This window comes from Micromonospora andamanensis (assembly GCF_016863495.1).
GTDB lineage: Bacteria > Actinomycetota > Actinomycetes > Mycobacteriales > Micromonosporaceae > Micromonospora > Micromonospora andamanensis.
In genome coordinates this window covers 1-17,406 of the sequence record NZ_BOOZ01000063.1, presented here as the reverse complement: position 1 = coordinate 17,406, position 17,406 = coordinate 1, and the positions used below count along the sequence as shown (strand labels likewise).

At 72.1% G+C, this 17,406-nt stretch carries 17 protein-coding genes; 10 read left to right on the top strand and 7 right to left on the bottom strand.

Annotated elements, in window-relative coordinates; genetic code table 11:
- Positions 1–254: 254 nt before the first annotated feature.
- Together Van01_RS30165 and Van01_RS30160 are read right to left on the bottom strand one after the other, a co-directional pair.
- Positions 255–503: a flavin reductase gene (locus Van01_RS30165; RefSeq protein WP_239099392.1), complete on the bottom strand. Its 249-nt coding sequence runs from the start codon at positions 501–503 to the stop codon at positions 255–257.
- Positions 500–871 (bottom strand): hypothetical protein, encoded by a 372-nt coding sequence (locus Van01_RS30160; protein ID WP_239099391.1) that lies wholly within the window; start codon positions 869–871, stop codon positions 500–502. Before Van01_RS30160 ends, Van01_RS30165 begins: the two co-directional genes overlap by 4 nt.
- A 237-nt stretch (positions 872–1,108) precedes the next feature.
- Between Van01_RS30160 and Van01_RS30155 the strand changes: the two genes are divergently transcribed.
- Together Van01_RS30155 and Van01_RS30150 are read left to right on the top strand one after the other, a co-directional pair.
- A complete protein-coding gene (locus Van01_RS30155) occupies positions 1,109–1,918 on the top strand; it encodes a helix-turn-helix domain-containing protein (protein ID WP_373306307.1) in 810 nt (269 codons plus the stop codon).
- Positions 1,906–2,100, top strand: coding sequence for a DUF397 domain-containing protein (locus tag Van01_RS30150; protein ID WP_204014814.1), 195 nt, complete (start codon positions 1,906–1,908; stop codon positions 2,098–2,100). The genes Van01_RS30155 and Van01_RS30150 overlap by 13 nt, the downstream gene beginning before the upstream one ends.
- Positions 2,101–2,215: 115 nt before the next feature.
- Here Van01_RS30150 and Van01_RS30145 read toward each other — a convergent pair whose 3' ends face one another.
- Positions 2,216–2,713, bottom strand: a complete 498-nt coding sequence (locus tag Van01_RS30145) for a hypothetical protein (RefSeq protein WP_204014811.1) — start codon at positions 2,711–2,713, stop codon at positions 2,216–2,218.
- Between the two features lie 83 nt (positions 2,714–2,796).
- Positions 2,797–4,161, bottom strand: a complete 1,365-nt coding sequence (locus Van01_RS30140) for a pentapeptide repeat-containing protein (protein ID WP_204014808.1) — start codon at positions 4,159–4,161, stop codon at positions 2,797–2,799.
- Between the two features lie 301 nt (positions 4,162–4,462).
- Here Van01_RS30140 and Van01_RS30135 point away from each other — a divergent pair, with 301 nt between their 5' ends.
- Positions 4,463–5,266 carry a TerC family protein gene (locus Van01_RS30135; RefSeq protein WP_204014806.1) on the top strand — a complete coding sequence of 268 codons (804 nt, stop codon included), beginning with the start codon at positions 4,463–4,465 and terminating at the stop codon, positions 5,264–5,266.
- 227 nt (positions 5,267–5,493) lie between these two features.
- Positions 5,494–6,480: a lipase family alpha/beta hydrolase gene (locus Van01_RS30130; protein WP_204014804.1), complete on the top strand. Its 987-nt coding sequence runs from the start codon at positions 5,494–5,496 to the stop codon at positions 6,478–6,480.
- Between the two features lie 239 nt (positions 6,481–6,719).
- Here Van01_RS30130 and Van01_RS30125 read toward each other — a convergent pair whose 3' ends face one another.
- The gene (locus tag Van01_RS30125; protein ID WP_204014802.1) at positions 6,720–7,595 is read right to left on the bottom strand and encodes an aldo/keto reductase; all 876 of its coding nucleotides are present in this window, start codon (positions 7,593–7,595) and stop codon (positions 6,720–6,722) included.
- A 123-nt stretch (positions 7,596–7,718) separates the two neighbouring features.
- Between Van01_RS30125 and Van01_RS30120 the strand changes: the two genes are divergently transcribed.
- The gene (locus Van01_RS30120) at positions 7,719–11,744 is read left to right on the top strand and encodes a CHAT domain-containing tetratricopeptide repeat protein (RefSeq protein WP_204014800.1); all 4,026 of its coding nucleotides are present in this window, start codon (positions 7,719–7,721) and stop codon (positions 11,742–11,744) included.
- 76 nt (positions 11,745–11,820) lie between these two features.
- On the opposite strand, the gene Van01_RS30115 is transcribed toward Van01_RS30120, so the two are convergent.
- Both Van01_RS30115 and Van01_RS30110 read right to left on the bottom strand, forming a co-directional pair.
- A complete protein-coding gene (locus Van01_RS30115) occupies positions 11,821–12,282 on the bottom strand; it encodes a hypothetical protein (protein WP_204014798.1) in 462 nt (153 codons plus the stop codon).
- Positions 12,279–12,587: a hypothetical protein gene (locus Van01_RS30110; RefSeq protein ID WP_204014796.1), complete on the bottom strand. Its 309-nt coding sequence runs from the start codon at positions 12,585–12,587 to the stop codon at positions 12,279–12,281. Before Van01_RS30110 ends, Van01_RS30115 begins: the two co-directional genes overlap by 4 nt.
- Positions 12,588–12,797: 210 nt before the next feature.
- On the opposite strand from Van01_RS30110, the gene Van01_RS30105 reads away from it, so the two are divergent.
- The 5 genes from Van01_RS30105 (at position 12,798) to Van01_RS30085 (ending at position 17,380) form a co-directional block, all read left to right on the top strand.
- The gene (locus tag Van01_RS30105) at positions 12,798–13,163 is read left to right on the top strand and encodes a YciI family protein (RefSeq protein ID WP_099844771.1); all 366 of its coding nucleotides are present in this window, start codon (positions 12,798–12,800) and stop codon (positions 13,161–13,163) included.
- A gap of 244 nt (positions 13,164–13,407) precedes the next feature.
- On the top strand, positions 13,408–14,856 hold the full coding sequence (pyk, locus tag Van01_RS30100) for a pyruvate kinase (RefSeq protein WP_099844772.1): 1,449 nt from the start codon (positions 13,408–13,410) through the stop codon (positions 14,854–14,856).
- Positions 14,853–15,734, top strand: coding sequence for an acyl-CoA thioesterase (locus tag Van01_RS30095; RefSeq protein WP_204014792.1), 882 nt, complete (start codon positions 14,853–14,855; stop codon positions 15,732–15,734). Before pyk ends, Van01_RS30095 begins: the two co-directional genes overlap by 4 nt.
- A gap of 65 nt (positions 15,735–15,799) precedes the next feature.
- Positions 15,800–16,261 (top strand): RrF2 family transcriptional regulator, encoded by a 462-nt coding sequence (locus Van01_RS30090; protein WP_204014789.1) that lies wholly within the window; start codon positions 15,800–15,802, stop codon positions 16,259–16,261.
- A gap of 162 nt (positions 16,262–16,423) precedes the next feature.
- Entirely contained in the window at positions 16,424–17,380 is a 957-nt protein-coding gene (locus Van01_RS30085) for a sulfite exporter TauE/SafE family protein (RefSeq protein ID WP_204014786.1), read from the top strand.
- The last annotated feature ends 26 nt before the right edge of the window (positions 17,381–17,406 follow it).

Sequence of the window (17,406 nt, the reverse complement as noted above, 5' to 3'; positions counted from 1 at the left end):
GATCCTCATGGGTGCTGGACGCGTCCGCCGGTGATGCTAACAGCACCTGTCGATGCGGTGGATCAGTCCGCCGCACGAGCGGGACGCTCCACCTTGAACCAAAGCAGAGGATCACAGGGGCTCAGTGGGTAGGGCCAGACCCAGATGGGTCGTGCCAGCCTGACGTCTCTATCCGCAGCGATGGGCGTGTCGGATAGACGATAGAGGTTGCTCGGAGCTTCCCGCGTCGAATGTGCGGCCGTATCCTGACCAGTTCATCGGGGCCTATGGATGTGGGGAAACGTGGATCCTCGACAGGTACGACGCTTGGCGGAACGCTCAACGGCGAGCTGCTCGATGGCCTCCTCGCGCAACGTCACGAGGTAGATCATGAGGCCGGGGACGTTGCCCCGGTACTCGGCGAGCAGGCGCAGCTTCGCCGGGGAGCAGGGCCAGGCGATCCCGCAGGCCCGGCAGCGCCACGTCGGGCGGGACGGTACGTGCTCACGGGCGGGCGTGCTCATCCGGCGGCCCCCGCCGCAGCACGCCGGGCCGGTGCACGGTGTCGGGGCGGCGGCGCGGGGCGCATCCCGTCGGGGCGTACGTACAACTCGCGGCGGTCGATCGCCTCGCCACGGGAATCTAGCTGGTACACCTCGATCCACGCCCAACCGTCGTAGCTGCTCCGGTCGGTCCGCTCGCGGATCACCCGCACGGTGATCGGTGTGGCGAACTGCGGGGATGCCTCGCGGGTCAGCAGGTATACGCCGGCAGCGACCAGGGGCGTCCCGTCCTCGCGGGTGCCCGCCGGCGCGGCGGCGGGGCGGGCGACGATCCGGCGGGTCGAGAAGCGTGACGCCGGTACGACGTTCGCGGGCTTCGACGCGGACACGACACACCTCCTTCGTCGGTGGCTGGGATCGGGGGTCGCCGCGGATGCTCGCCCAGCAGCGACCCCCGGCACGGACGCGTCCTGCCAGGGCCGGGGGATGGGCCGCCACCAGGCGCGCCGTGCTTCCTTCCACCCTGGACGTACGCCCCCTACCCTCGGAACAGTCATCACGTGATCGCGGAATGTGACGACCTGCTCCAAGTCGGCGCGGAACGGCGTGGGGCGTCGTGGAAGGGACTGGAAGCCGTGGGAATCTCGCCGTCGGAGTATCTGCTTCGCGAGCTGAGGCGACGCCGGGCAGCCGCCGGGCTGACCCAGGCTCAACTCGGTGAGCTGATCTTCTGTTCGGACTCGCAGGTCAGCGCGATCGAGACCGGAACGAAGCCGCCGACCGTGCCGCACCTCACCGCCGTCGACACGGCGCTGAACACGTGCGGATATTTCGTGACGCTCTGGGACGAGCTGGTCAAGGGCGACGCCGCCCCGGTTTGGCTGCGGGAATGGATCCAGATCGAGCGGGAGGCGACCGCTTTCCGCTGGTACGAACACTCCTTCGTGCCGGGGCTGCTCCAGACCGAGGCGTACGCCCGAGCGACGTTCCAGGCCGCCCGCACGCCTGTCGCCGAGCTGGACCAGCGGGTCGCGGCGCGGTTGGAACGGCAGGCGGTGCTCGCGCGTGACCCGGCCCCGCAGCTTTTCGTGGTGCTGGACGAGATGGTGCTGCGGCGTGCGTGTGGCGGCCCCGACGTGATGGCCGAGCAGGTCGAGCACCTGGTGAACTGTGCCGAGCAGCCGCATATCCAGTTGCACGTCGTGCCGCTCTCCGCTGGCATCTACTCAGGACTGGCCGGGGCGTTCATCGTGGCCGACCTGCCCGACGGATCACGAGCCGCCTGCGTAGATCATCAGTTGGAGTCGCAAACCACAGGACAGCCGGATCCGATTGCTCGTCTTGCATTGGCATGGGACATGGCTCGGGGCGAAGCCCTCCCGGTGGGGCAGACCCTCGACGTACTCAAGGAGGCGGCGAAGACATGGACCACCTGACCGGTGCGCGGTGGCGCACGTCGTCCCGCTCGTCCACAAACGGCGGTGTCTGCGTGGAGGTCGCCGACAATCTGCCCGGCGTGGTCGGCGTCCGGGACTCGAAGGACCCGACCGGCCCGGTGCTGACCTTCCCGCCCACCGCCTGGCACACCTTCGTCACCCGCCTGCCCACCCACTCCTGACCCTCCGCTCAGCGCGGCGTCGATCATGCAGTTGTGGTCGTGGACAGAGCGGAGCAAACCGGCTGATTCCGGGTGCCACAACTGCATGATCGCGGGGCGCGGGGCGCGGGGCGGGTCAGGGGGTTGGTGGGGCGGGTCGTTCCAGGGTGGCTTCCAGTAGGTGGCACCGCATGATCGCCCGGCAGGACGTGGCCAGGAGTAGCCCGATGCCGGCGGCCATGATCGGGATTCCGGCTCCGAAGGGCAGCTCCGTCACGTAGTCCAGCGCACTTCTCTCACCGATTATGCCGAAGCTGGCCGCCACCACCGCCATGGCGGTGACCAGGGTGCCCACGGCGGCAACCATGCCGGCCATCGCCGCCGCCATGACCTGCCGTGCCCACAGCGCGGCCCCGGCGGCCAGCAGCAGCCACCCGAAGGTGAGCAGCGTCCAGCCACCCCCGCTCCCGTCGCCGAGCGACGCGTACGCCCAGCCGGAGAAGGACCATTGGGCCCGGGGGCGTGGACGGAACCAGGGCAGCAGGTATCCGACGAGGGCGATCAGGGTGGCCAGGAGCATGCCGACGTCCACCGAGAACACCGAGGACATGGGGTTCTGCTTGGCCGTGGACATGAGTCCCCCTCGTTCTAATGTCAGGAGCGCTGCGTCCTATGTCGGTCCAGGAGATCGAAGACCTACCACATCGGGTTACCGCTCTATGGGTCGGTGAGCAGGAGCCAGTCGGTGTCGAGGCGTTCGACGTGTGTACCGTCGGGCCAGGTGTGGGTCCCCGACGTGGTGGCGCGGGCCTGGTCGAACAGAGGGCGGCGGGCCAGGGTGACGCCCTCGAAGGAGACCGGGCCGTGGAAACGGGCGCGGCCGAAGCTCGCCGCCCCGGCGAAGCGGGCGTCGGCGAATGAGGCGTCGGCACCGAACTCGGTCCAGCGGAACAGTGCCATGTCGGCGAAGCGGGCCCGTCGGAAGCCGGCCTCGCCGCCGAACGTCGTGTGCTCCATCGACAGTCCACCGTGGAACACCGCGTCCCGGAAGCTGGCGCTGCCGGTGACAGTGGTGTGGTCGAAGGTGACGGTCCGGCGGAAGGTGGCGCCCCGCCAGGACGTCTCGCCGAGGGTGGCCCGTCGGCAGGACAGCCGGCCGCCGATCTCGGCACCGTCGGCGCTGAGCCCGCCGGTCACCCGGGCGTCGTCCAGGACGATCGTGGCGTCGCCGGCAACCTCGTCGAGCACGAGGGTGTCGAAGCGCGCCCCGAGGGCCAGCCGCCCGGTCACCGTGGCACCTGTGAACCTGGTGGTTCCGGTGCAGGTCGCGCCGGTCAGGTCGGCGTCGTCGAGGGTGCAGCCGGCGGCGTCGAAGTCGTCGAGTCGCGCGCCGGTCAGGTCCAGCCGCATGCCGGGCCAGTAGGCGTCGCCGTCCGCGCGCAGGTGCCGGGTCAACACCCGCTGCGCGCTGCGGCGTACCTCCGTCTCTCGGGCGTCGTCGTCCGGCGAGGGCATCCGCAGGTACGCGCAGAGCACCCCCACTATCGTCGTACGCTGCGCCGGATTGTCCTGACCGAGGCGTTCCAGGGCGTGCAGGCCGCCGAGACGTACCGCCGCGTTGTCGTTGCCGAGCAACTCCACAGCCCGGGTGTACAACTCGGTCAGCCGGCGCTCGGCGGCGTCGTGCGCGGCGGTCTCGGCCTGGCGTTCCTGGTGTCGCTGCCCGGCCTCGGCGACCGCCTCGGTGTGCGCCTGCACCCGGTCGCGGTGCGCCTGGTCGGCGGCGGCGACGACCTCCTGGTGTCGCTGCGCCCGCTCGCTGATCCACTGTCGCCGGGCGGCGAGCAGCAGCGCCAATCCGCCACCCGTGCCGGCGACCACCGTCAGCCCGGTACGGATCGCGTCGATGCGCAGGGTGGCCCGGGTGTCCGGCGCGGTGGCGCTGTCGGCTTCGCCGAGCAGCCAGTGCAGCACCCACCAGCCGAGCAGGGCGGCCAGCAGCAGCCCGACGAGCACCAGCCACCACGGCATGACCCGCAGGCGTTCGTCGGGGGGTGAGGCGCCAGGCACGGACCACAGCATGCCACCGATCCGTACCCGGCGTGGGGCCCCGGGCTCGACCACCGGGCGGCCGGAGCCGCTGTCGTGGCCGGCGACCGGAACCTGCCGGGCGATCTGTCGCGGGCTGCGGTATCTCGCGGTTTCCGGCGGCCGGGAAAGCCCGACACGTCGCATCTCGTACGGCCGGTCCGGTGCTGGCCCCGGGGTGCTGTGGTGCGGCTGGGGCTGCGATGCAGCGGACGGCCCGGTAGGTCATCATGATGCAGATCAGCCGATGGTCCGGGTGCCGACCCGGCGGCCGGTCGTGAGAGTCGAGGATGGCATGGAGTTCTTGACCAGTCCTGAGCTGTGGATCGCGTTCGCGACCCTGCTCCTGCTGGAGATCGTGCTGGGCATCGACAATGTCGTGTTCATCTCGATCCTGTCCGGTCGGTTGCCCGAGCATCAGCAGGCCCGGGCCCGGACGATCGGCATCTCGCTCGCCCTGATCACCCGCCTGCTGCTGCTGGCGTCGTTGTCCTGGATCATCGGTCTGACCGCACCGCTGTTCACCGTGCTCGGGCAGGAGATATCCGGCCGTGACCTGATCCTGCTGCTCGGCGGGCTGTTCCTGGTGGGCAAGGCGACGTACGAGATCCATGAGCATCTGGAAGGCTCCGACCACGCCCGGGAGGGCGGCAAGGTGGCCTCGTTCGGCGTGGTCATCGCGCAGATCCTGGTGCTGGACGTGGTCTTCTCGCTCGACTCGGTGATCACCGCCGTCGGCATGGTCGACGAACTCGCCATCATGATCGCCGCGGTGGTCATCGCGATGATCATCATGCTGGTCTCGGCCGGCGCGGTCAGCAGGTTCGTCAATCAGCACCCGACGGTCAAGATGCTGGCCCTGTCGTTCCTGCTGATCATCGGCGCGAGCCTGATCGCGGAGAGCTTCGACCAGCACATCCCGAAGGGCTACGTGTACGGCCCGATCGCCTTCTCGATCTTCGTGGAGTTCCTCAACCTGCGGGTCCGGGCACGGCAGCGTCGCCAGCAGGAGCGGCAGCCGGTGCAGTTGCACCCCACGTACGTGAAGAACGGGCCGAGTCGGCCCGAGCCGGAGCCGGAGACCGCCCCGGCCGGCTGACCCACGTCGAACCCGACGCCGCACGCACCCACCCGGTGCGTGCGGCGTTCGTCGTCTGTGGACGTCTGTCCCGGCTCGTTCGCGGGATGCCTGGTGGGGCTGTCGCTACCGGCGCGTAACTTTTCATTGACGTTTCTGGATCGTGACCCGCATCATCAGTGCACGGTCGATCGGACATCCCACCGCCTCCACCCGGTAACCCCGGGATCCCCTTGGGAGGTGCAGCGATGCTGCTCCGAAAGGCTGTCCTCGTCCTGGCTCTCACGGTCGCCGCCGTCCTGGCTGCTCCGGCGGCGGCGGTGCCCGCCACCGCCGCTTCCGCCGCCACCGCGGCTGCGCCCGATCCGGCAGCGCCCACCCGCGTCGCCGGATCCACCGACACTGCGCCCACCGACACCGCGCCCACCGACACCGCAACCACCGGCACTGCGCCCCCTGCTGCCGGCATGCCCACTGCGTCCGACTCTCCTGCCGCACCCACCCGTGTCGCCGGCGCCGACGACGCCGCGACAAGTGGCGAGGCTGGGGCCGACGCCAGCCTGCGGGCGTTGGCCGGCGCCAACCCGGTAATCGTGGTCGGTGGGCTCAGCGGCATCGCCGCCGTCTACGAGCCGCTCGCCGCCCGGCTGCGCGCCGACGGCTACCGGGTCTGGATCTACCAGCTGCCCAACCTCGGGCTCGGCGACATCACCGCGTCCGCCGCCGGGCTGAGCGGGTACGTCGGGCAGGTCCGCTCCGCCACCGGAGCGGCAAAGGTGGACCTGGTCGCACACTCCGAAGGCGGCCTGGTCAGCCGCTACTACATCAAGAGCCTCGGCGGCGGCGACGCCGTCGAACGCTACGTCAGCCTCGGCACCCCGCAGTACGGCACCTACGTGGCCAACATCGTGGCGTTCCTCGGCCTGGGCAGCTGCGCCGGAGTGGTCGCCTGCCAGCAGATGACCATCGGGTCGTCGTTCCTCACCGCTCTCAACGCGGGCGACGACACCCCGGACCCGGTGCTCTGGACCACCGTGCGGACCTGGCAGGACGAACTGGTCCGGCCGGTCGACAACGCGGTCCTGGCCGACGGAGCGACAAACGTCCTGATCCAGTCCCGGTGCCCGTTGCGCGTGGTCGGCCACCTCGGCCTGGTGCTCGACGGCACCACCTACACAGTCATCCGGCAGGTCCTCCGCGACGCGGCGATCAAACCCAACTGCCTGGCCCTGTGACCCCACCGCGACCCGGCGACTCCACAAAGTCGCCGGGCCGCGCAGGCGGAACTCTCCTCGACGTTGTCGGGTCCGGGGGCCGTAGGCAGCACTTTCCCCGACGTTGTCGGGTTCAGGCAGGCGCAGGCAGCACTTTCCCCGAAGTTGTAGGCGCACGCGCACGGGGTGGCCGGCGCACGCCTGGGGCGGCACTGCTCGCGGGCGCAGGGGGCAGGGGCGCAGCGCAGGGCGGGGGAGGGTCAGGCGGTGGCGGTGGCGAGTGCCTCGTACTCGGCGTCGGTCAGCTTCACCTGGGCGGCGGCCACGTTCTCCTCCAGGTGCGCCACCGACGACGTACCGGGGATCGGCAGCATGACCGGCGAGCGCCGCAACAGCCAGGCGAGGGCCAGTTGCGCTGGCGTCGCGTGGTGCTCGGTGGCGACGACGTCCAACGGACCGCCCGGCCGGGCCAGTTCGCCGGTCGCGATCGGGAACCACGGGATGAACGCGAGATCGTGCCGTTCGCAGTGGTCGAGCACGTCCTCCGCGTCGCGGTTGGCCAGGTTGTACAGGTTCTGCACCGACACGATCGGCACGATGCGGCGGGCCGCCTCGATCTGGTCGACTGTCACCTCGGAGAGCCCGATGTGGCGGATCTTGCCTTCCTCCCGCAGCAGCGCCAGCTCACCGAGCTGGTCGGCCAGCGGCACCGCCGGATCGATGCGGTGCAGCTGATAGAGCCCGATGGACTCCAGCCCGAGGTGGCGCAGGCTCAGCTCGCACTGCTGACGCAGGTACTCCGGTCGGCCCACCGGCCGCCAGTCGCCCGGGCCGCTGCGGGTCAGTCCGGCTTTCGTCGCGATGAGCAGGTCGTCGGCGTACGGGTGCAGTGCCTCGCGGATCAGCAGCTCGGAGACGAACGGCCCGTACGAGTCGGCGGTGTCGATGAACGTCACCCCCAGCTCGTAGGCGCGGCGAAGCACCCGGACCGCCTCGGCCGGGTCCTTCGGGTCACCCCAGATCCCGGGACCGGTGATCTGCATCGCGCCGTAGCCGAGCCGGTCGACCTGAAGATCGCCGCCGATGCGGTAGGTGCCGGACTCCTTCGCAGGCCGGGTGCCGGCTTCGAGCGCCATGGGGACCACCTCTCGGATCGCTGTCTGTCGGGGCCCCAAATTACCCGGTCGGCTTTGGGATAGCGCCCGATCACCGTAGCTGCTACCCCTGGGCGGGACGGTGCCTGTGACGGGAGGGCTGGCATGTGGCGGCGGTTCAGGTCCGATCCGGTGCGGCGGCTGCGGGAGCGGCTGGACGGGTTCGGGGCCACCATGGAGCCCCGGTGGGTGCTGGAACCCGCAGCCCTCCAGGAGGCCCGACCGGTGTATGAGCTGCTCGACGGGGTGGCCGGCCGCGACTCCCTCGCCGAGCACGAGGCCGAGGCCCTGTTCCTGCTGGCCTGCCTGCACTGGTACCGGTACCAGATCCTGCCGGCCGGGCAGGACGCCGCCGATCTCGTGCAGGCGGTCGGGTTGACCGAGATGCTGCTGCAGCTGGCACCGCAGCGGGTGCCGCAGTCGCTGCTGGCCCTGCTCCGCGCCCACGTGCCCGCCAGCGCTGGGTCCGCCCGGACCGGTGGCCGGATCCCGGCAGCCCGCTCCGCGCCCGGCCGATCCGGCGGCGACCCGCCGGCCGCGCTGTTCGGCCAGGCGGTCATGCTGATGGGTGGCGCCGAACGTTCCGGGGACTACCGGGTGGCCGACCAGGCGCAGGCCCTGCTGGAACGGGCTCTGGCCGGCACTCCGTCGGACGCACCCGAGCGCCTGCACTACCTTTCCGCGCTCGGGCGGGTCCGCCGGGACCAGTACCTGCACCTGGGCCGGCAGCTGTCGCTGCCGGCGGCGATCGACGCGCACCGGGAGAGTCTGGAGTCGACCCCGGTCGGCGACCCCGAGCGTGCGACCCGGCTGTTCAACCTCGGCAACGTCCTCGGTGACCGGTTCGAGCAGGCGGGCGACCTCGCGGCGCTGGACGATTCGATCCACCTGCTCGGTGACGCGGCCCGGGTCGCCGCCGCCGACTCGCCGATACGCGTGATGGCCCGGCTCAACCTCGGCCAGCGGCTGCGGGAACGCTGGAATCTCCGCGGCGACCTCGCCGACCTCGACCGGGCCATCGACGCGCTGGCGGTTGCGTCGTCGGCCGGAGTCGACCCGAGGCTGCTCTATGTCTACGCGTCGCTGGTCGCCGAACGGTTCCTCGGCAACCGCGCCGACGATGACCTGAACACCGCGATCGACGCCACCCGTGCCGCCCTCGCCGCCGGGCTCGGCGGCGACCTGGCCAACCTGGCCCGGGTGACGCTGGCGGGGCTGGTCGGGGAGCGTCATGAGCGGCGGAAGACCCCGACTGACCTGGACGCGGCGATCGAGGCGTACCGGGCGGCGGCGGCCGGACCCCGGCTCGACGGGCAGGACGTGGGCGGGCTGTGGCAGGCCGAGGGGAAGCTGCTGGAGGCGCGTTACGCGCTGCACCGCCGTGCCGAGGACCTCGACGAGGCGCTGCGGCTGCTGCGGGCGGCGGCCGACGAGGCGACCGACCATGGCCAGCGGGCCCGGTGCCTGGGCGAACTCGGTTACACGCTGAGCCGCTGGCACGCCGACCTGAACGGGCTACCGAGCCTGCGGCAGGCCCGCGAGGTGCTGACTGAGGCGGAGCGGTTGCTGCCGGCGGAGCATCCGGATCGACCGGACCTGCTGAACAATCTGGGTAACACGCTGCGTGAGCTGGCCAACCTGGCGGGGGAGCCGGACCTGCTGGAACCGGCCGTGGCGAGGTTGCGCGAGGCGGTCGCCGTCACGGCCGTTCCCGCGAAACTGCCGCTGCGCCTGTCGAATCTGGGTCTGGTCCTGCAGGAACTCTTCGGCCGGACCCAGGATCTGGGGATTCTCAGCGAGGCGATAGCGGTGCTGCGGCGGGCGGTGGCCGCCGCGCCAGCCGGGAATCCGGACCGGATGCTGGGCCTGCTCAACCTGGGATCGGCGTTGAACCGGCGCACCGAACTGGTTGTCAACGCGGCGCTGCCGGCCGACGGCACCAGCGCACCAGAGCAGGTCCGGGCCGCCGCACGCACCGATGCCGATCAGGCGGTCGCGTTGCTGCGGGAGGCGGCGGAGTTGGCGCAGCGGGAGGCCGAGCCCGACGAACGTGTCCGGATTGTCGGCACGCTCGCGCTCAGCCACCTGCTGCGGCACCAACTCACCGAGGACCCCGCCGCGCTCGACGAGGCGGTCACCCTGCTGCGGGCGCTCGTCGACGCACCCCCCGTGTCGGCCGGTGACCGGTACCGGCTGCTGACAAACCTCGGTAACGCGCTGCTGATCAGGTTCCGGGCCGCTCGGGCCGGCCACGACGCCCGCGAGATGCTGACGGCCTACCGGGCGGCGGTGGCGGCACTGCCCGTCGACCACTCGGAGCGGACGATGTGCCTGACCAACCTGGCCGCCGCCGTCGAGGAGATCGCGCACGCCGGGTCTGCGTCGGGCGGCGCCGATGACCTGCCGCCTGTCGACCTGGCCGAGGCGATCGACTCCCTGCGCGAGGCCGCGGCGATCGAGGCGGCGCCGTCGCTGCTGCGGGCCGGTGCCGCGCGGACGTACGCCGGTCTCGCCGCCGACGTCGGCGACCTGCCTGCGGCGCTGGAGGGCTACACCACAGCGATCGAGCTGCTCGACCTGGTGGCCTGGCACGGCATGGACCTCGACGACCAGGGCCGACTGCTCGGGCGGTTCCCGGGGCTGGCCGGCGACGCCGCGGCAGTGGCGATCGCGCTCGACCTGCCGGAACGTGCGGTGGAGCTGCTGGAGTACGGCCGAGGGGTGCTGTTGACCCGGGCCCACGACGCGGGTGCCGACCTGGCGGCGCTGCGTGCGCGGGCTCCCCGGCTGGCCGAGCGGCTGGCCGCCACGCAGGCCGCCCTCGACCGCCTTGATCCGGTTACCGGTCCGGCCGGGTCGGGGCCGCTCGGCGGGCCTGCCGCTGCTGTCGTACCGGTGGCGGTCCCACCGGTCGCCGACGAGCCGGGGGCGGGCTCGGAGCGCCGACACGAGTTGGCCGTCCAGCGGCGCGAGGTGCTCGCGGAGATCCGGCGGTTGCCCGGCTTCGAACGCTTCCTCCGCCCACCGCCCTTCGCCGAGCTGGCCCGAGCCGGTGAGGACGGTCCGGTGGTGCTCGTCAACGTCGCAGCCCGGCGCTGTGACGCGCTTGTGGTCGACGGGGGACGGGTGACGGCGGTGCCGCTGCCCGAGCTGAGTCTCGGCGAACTGCACGTGCGGGCCGTGTACTTCCTGATCGGTCTCGCCGAGGCCACCGCGCCCGCCGGCGACCCGGGTCCGGCGGCGCAGCGCCGCCGGGCCGCGTTCCGCCGCCGGATCCCGGAGACCTTCGACTGGTTGTGGCGGGTGGTCGCTGCCCCGGTGCTGGACGCGCTGGGCCCGGCCGCCGCTCCACCGGCCGACGGTGCCGTGCCGGCCCGCCTGTGGTGGTGTCCCACCGGGGTGCTCACCCTGCTGCCGGTGCACGCCGCCGCGCCGCTGGACGGCGGAGCCGGGGTCCTCGACCGGGTCGTCTCGTCGTACACCGCCTCGCTGCGGTCGCTCGTGCGGGCCCGGCTGGGGCCGGCGGCCAGGTCCGCGCCGGTCGCCTCGGCCCTGTTCGTCGGGATGCCCCGGACGCCCGGGCTGACGGACCTGCCCGGCGCGGCGGGGGAGCAGGCAGTGGTACGCCGGCACCTGAGCGACGTGACGTCGCTTACCGGACCGGCGGCCACCCCCTCGGCGGTGCTCGGGGCCTTACCGGGGACGCCAGTGGTCCACCTGTGCTGTCACGGCACCCAGGATCTGGCCGCACCCGCCCGGGGCCGCCTCGCGTTGGCGGGTGGGCCGCTGCACGTGCGGGACCTGTGGCGGCCGGCGGACACCACGGCGGCGCTCGCCGTCCTGTCCGCCTGCGACACGGCGCGCGGCGGTGCCGCCCTGCCGGACGAGGCGCTGACCCTGGGCACCGCGTTCCAGTTGGCGGGTTTCCGGCACGTCATCGGCGCGCTCTGGGCCATCTCCGACGAGCTGACCGTGCAACTGTGCGATGACCTGTACGGCGCGCTGGCGGTGCCCGGCGGCGTCGACCCGGAGCGGGCCGCGTCCGCCCTGCACCACGCCGTCCGGCAGGTCCGTGCCGCCCTGCCCGGACTGCCGGAACTCTGGGCGGCCTACGCCCATTTCGGCCCCTGACCGTCGACGCCGTGCCGCTTGCCGGTGACCGGGGCGACCGCCGCGGATCCCGGCCGGTGGAGCGGGGACCGCAGGGTCAGGGTTGCCCGGGGGCGTACCAGGTGACGCCCACGGCGGCGATCAGCAGGGCGGTGCAGAGCAGCACCAGCAGCACCCCGAGACGCAGTGCCCGGGCCGCGGCGAGGGCTTCCCGGTGCTCGCCGAGCGGGGCCGGGGGCAGTTCGGCGACCGACGTCACCGACAGCGGCCCGTGCGCGGCCCGCAGCAACGCCAGCGCCCCGGCGACCCCGGCCATGATCGCGGCCAGCAGCAGGACGCCGACCAGGGCACCCCAGCCCGGGGCGAGCGTGCTGACGTCGGAGCGTCCCCGGATCAGGCTGAAACCGACAAGCGCGACGAGCAGGCCACCCAGCCCGTTACGCCAGGCCAGCGCGGCGGCCCGGACCCGGTCCAGTTCGCCGCGCAGCAACGCGGCGAGTTCCTGTGCCCGGCGCAGGTCGGTGAGCGTCGCCGCAGGGCCCGGTCGCAGCCGGATCACGACTCGACCTCAAGCGTCACCGTCCAGTACGCGCCGCAGCCGGCCAGCCCGTCCGGGCGGTCCGGATGGTCGGCGGCGCAGCCGCACAGCAGGGTCCGGTAGCCGGGATCGACAGCTGCCCCGGGTGTCTCCCGTCGGTACACCTCGTCCACGATCGGGCAGGTGATCGGATGCTGGCAGCGGGGACAGTCGCCGCTGAGCAGCACCGCCGGACCGTACCGGCGCACCGAGAACGTCTCCGCGACCCGGGTGGCGTACTCCTCGTCGGTGACCTCCGCGTACGGCAGCGGCTCAGAATCCCGCATCGATGCACCCTCCCGCTGCCCGCCGTACGCCATCGACCACACGGTAGCCGCCGCCCGCCCGCCGGTCACCCGGCGCGCGGGGGCGGTCCCGGTCCTCGACGCGGTAGTGGGATCGGCGGAGCGCCGGTGCGACCTGACCTGTCCGTGGGAGGCTGGACGGTACCGCCGCGTGCACCGCCTGGCGTCGGCGGGCCGGGCGAAGGGGAAGCCATGTCAGGGGAGCCGCAGGTCGACTTCGCGCTCGACACGTACGAGTGCATCGTGCTCTATCCCGGCGCCGCCGGGCGGGCGCTGCCGACCGAGACCGTGCAGCGGTTGCAGGCCGAGCACGCCAGTCACATGCAGGCGATGCAGCGGCGGGGGATCATCCTCGTCGCCGGGGCGGTGGACGGCCAGGCCCGGGATCCGGACCCGCCGCTCGGCTTCGGTCTGGCCCGGACTGGGTCCGTCGACGACGTCCGCAGCGTGATGGAAGCCGACCCGGCGGTGCAGGCCGGTCTCTACCGGGTGGACGTGATGACCTTCCTCTGCCCGGCCGGTTCGCTGGAGTTTCCGCTGGTCAAGACGGAGAGCTGAGCGGGTGCCACAGCGCTCACGCACTGTTGTCGGATGATTGCCCTCGGTTGCCCGGCCGGAGCGGCCCGACGTGCACTGGCACCAGGGGCGTACCATTCCGGCGCGCGGTCGCCGTTGCCCGCCATCGACGTCCGGAGCGGCTCACGCTCGCCGGCTGCGCGGGTGAGCCGCGCTCCGTTGGACAACTGTTCCACATTGCGCAAGGGGTCGGCCGGTGGTCCGACCCGGAGGAGAGACTAGCCTGATGGGCGTGACACGCCGCGCGAAGATCGTCTGCACTCTTGGCCCCGCCACCTCGTCGCCCGAGCGCATCCGTGGGCTCGTCGAAGCCGGCATGAACGTGGCGCGGCTCAACTTCAGTCACGGCAGCCACGCCGACCACGAGTCGGTGTACCGGCTCGTCCGGGAGGCGGCCGAGGCGGCGGGCCAGCCGGTGGCGATCCTGGCCGATCTTCAGGGACCCAAGATCCGCCTCGGTCGATTCGCCGACGGGCCGCACGAGTGGCGTACCGGTGACTCCGTGGTGATCACCGGCGACGACGTCGTGGGCAGCAAGGAGCGGGTCTCCTGCACGTACCGCAAGCTTCCCCAGGAGGTCAAGCCCGGTGACCGGCTGCTGATCGACGACGGCCGGGTCGCCGTCGAGGTCACCGACGTCACCGGCAACGACATCCGGGTGCTGGTCACCGAGGGTGGGCCGGTAAGCAACAACAAGGGCGTCTCGCTGCCCAACGTCGCGGTGAGCGTGCCCGCCCTGTCCGAGAAGGACGCGGCCGACCTGCGCTTCGCGCTCGGTCTCGGTGTCGACCTGGTCGCCCTGTCGTTCGTCCGCTCCGCCGACGACATCAAGCTGTGCCACGCGATCATGAGCGAGGTCGGTGTGCACCGCCCGGTGCTGGCCAAGGTTGAGAAGCCGGAGGCGGTCGACCACCTCGAGGCGATCGTGCTGGCCTTCGACGGCGTGATGGTGGCCCGTGGCGACCTTGGGGTGGAACTGCCGCTCGACGAGGTGCCGCTGGTGCAGAAGCGCGCGGTGCAGTTGTGCCGGGAGAACGCCAAGCCGGTCATCGTGGCCACCCAGATGCTCGATTCCATGATCGAGAATTCGCGGCCGACCCGCGCCGAGGCGTCCGACGTGGCGAACGCGGTGCTCGACGGCGCCGACGCCGTGATGCTCTCCGGCGAGACGAGCGTCGGCAAGTACCCGGTGCTCACGGTCAGCACCATGTCCAAGATCATCACCACCACGGAGGCTGGCTCCCTGCTGGTGCCCCGCCTGCAGCACGACCCGCGTACGCACGGCGGCGCGCTGACCGTGGCCGCCTCCTCGATCGCCCGGGCCATCGGCGCGAAGGCGCTCGTCGCGTTCTCGCAGACCGGTGACACCGTGCGCCGGCTCAGCCGGCTGCACTGCGACCTGCCGCTGCTGGCCTTCACCCCGGTGCCCGAGGTGCGCGCCCAGCTCGCCCTCTGCTGGGGGGTGGAAACCTTCCTGATGCCGTTCGTGCAGCACACCGACGACATGTTCCGCCAGGTCGACCAGGCGCTGCTCGGGCTCAACCGGGGCAACCCCGGCGACTACGTGGTGATCGTGGCGGGCAGCCCGCCCGGCAGCCCCGGCTCGACCAACACGCTGCGCGTGCACCAGCTCGGTTCGCTTGTCGACGCCGCCACCGCGCGGGCGTTGCAGTGACCGACGGCTCGCTCGTCGGCCAGGCCGCCGTCGACCAGTTGCTGGAGGTGCTCGACCTTTCCTCGACGGGCACCATGTCGTTCCGGGGGATGAGCCCACCGGTCGGCCCGCAGCGGGTCTACGGCGGCCAGGTCGCCGGCCAGGCCCTTGTCGCCGCCGGGCGCACCGTCGACCCGGACCGCGTGGTCCACTCGCTGCACGGCTACTTCGTTCGCGCCGGCGACCCCGCCGAACCGATCGAGTACGAAGTGGAGAACATCCGCGATGGCCGCTCGTTCTCGGTGCGCCGCTCGGTCGCGCGCCAGCACGGCAAGACCATCTTCTTCATGTCCGCCTCGTTCCAGCGGCACGAGGAGGGGCTGGACCACCACGCCCCGCTGCCGCCGGACGTGCCGGGGCCCGAGTCGGTCCCGACCATGACCGATCGGCTGTCCCGGTACCCGGAGCGGCTGGGCATCTGGGGGCAGATTCCCCGACCCATCGACGTGCGCTACGTCGGCGAACCGGGGTGGGTACGCCCCGGCGACCGGCCGGCCGACCCGCACCAGCGGGTGTGGATGCGCATCGACGGCAAGCTGCCCGACGATCCGCTGCTGCACGCCTGCGCCCTGACGTACGCCTCCGACCTGACCCTGCTCGACTCGGTGCTCTCGGTGCACGGCGAGGTGTGGGGACCGGGCGGGGTGGTGGGCGCGAGTCTGGACCACGCCCTGTGGTTCCACAGGCCGTTCCGGGCCGACGAGTGGTTCCTCTACGACTGCTGGAGTCCGTCCGCGTCGGGAGCGCGCGGACTGGCCACCGGCCGGATGTTCACTGTCGACGGCAGCCAGATCGCCAGCGCCGTGCAGGAGGGCCTGCTGCGCCGGGTCGGCGGTTAGGTCCCGTCCTGCCGGTGGTGGGCCGCCGGTCAGGGCCCGGATACCTGGCGGTTAACCTGTCCGGCATGCGTCTCTCAGCCCGGGTGGACTACGCCCTTCGAGCGGTCGCCGAACTGGCCTCGGTGACCGGGGTTGGACGTGCTCGCCCGGTCACCGCCGACCAGATCGCGCGGGCCCAGCAGATTCCGCCGAAATTCCTGGAGAGCATCCTGCTGCAACTGCGCCGCGGTGGCGTGGTGCAGGCCCAGCGTGGGCCCGAGGGTGGCTACTGGTTGGCCCGGCCGGCCGAGGAGATCTCCCTCGCCGAGGTGATCCGGGTGATCGACGGGCCGCTGGCGCACATCCGGGGCCAACGGCCCGAGCACCTCGGATACCAGGGCGCGGCCCGGGCGTTGCAGGAGGTCTGGATCGCCCTGCGCGCCAGCGAGCGGCAGATCCTCGAACTTGTCACGATCGCCGACGTGGCCCGGGGCACGCTGCCCGAGCCGGTCACCAAGCTGGTTGCCGATCCCGGCGCCTGGACCTGACGAGCCGCGCGGCGCTCACGCCGGCCCGACCGTGGTTCGCGGGCGCTCGGGCCACCGTCGACGGCGTGTCGTCTCACTGACTGATCGAAGGCTTGACCGGAGCCCGGCGATGCCGCATTGTCGACCAAGTTGATAGGAGATGCCGTCTAGTCGGGAGGCGCCATGCGCAAGCTGATCGTCATCGCGCTGGTGGGGCTCGCCGCGCAACTCGTCGACGGTTCACTCGGCATGGCGTACGGGCTGACCTCCTCGACGTTGCTGCTACTGGCCGGCGTCGCACCGGCCGCCGCCTCCGCCTCGGTGCACCTGGCCGAGATCGGCACCACGCTCGCGGCGGGCACCGCGCACTGGCGATTCGGCAACGTCGACTGGCGGGTGGTGCGACGCATCGCGGTGCCCGGTGCGATCGGCGCCTTCGCCGGTGCCACCTTCCTCAGCGCGCTGTCCACCGAGTCGGCCGCCCCGTGGATGGCCGCGATCCTGTTCACCCTCGGCGCGTACCTGCTGATCCGGTTCTCCCGGCCGCTACGCCGAAACCCGGCCGCCGGCCGGCTACGCGGGCGATTCCTCGGCCCGCTCGGCCTCGTCGCCGGCTTCGTCGACGCCACCGGCGGCGGCGGATGGGGACCGGTGGCCACCCCGGCACTGCTGGTAAGCGGCCGGATGGAGCCCCGCAAGGTGATCGGCTCGGTGGACACCTCCGAGTTCGTCGTGGCCTCCGCCGCCAGCCTCGGCTTCCTGATCGGCCTGGGCACCGAGGGCTTCCTGCTGCCGATCGTGCTCGCGCTGCTCGCCGGTGGCCTGATCGCCGCACCGATCGCGGCCTGGCTGGTGCGTATCGTGCCGGCCCAACTGCTCGGCGCGGCGATCGGTGGCGTGATCGTGCTGACGAACGCCCGGGTCCTGCTGCGCGCCGGCGACCTGGGTGGCGCCGTGCCGGTGATCGTCTACGTGCTGCTGGCCGCCGGCTGGATCACGGCCCTGACGCTTGCCGTCCGGGTGCTGCTGCGGACCCGCCGCGAGCGGGCCCTCGCCGCGACCCACACCACCGACGCCCTCCCGGGCACCCCCGAGCCCGTCACCGCCGGCACCCACTCCACCCCCACCACCCTCGGTTGATCATGAGGTTGTTGTCACGCCAAGCC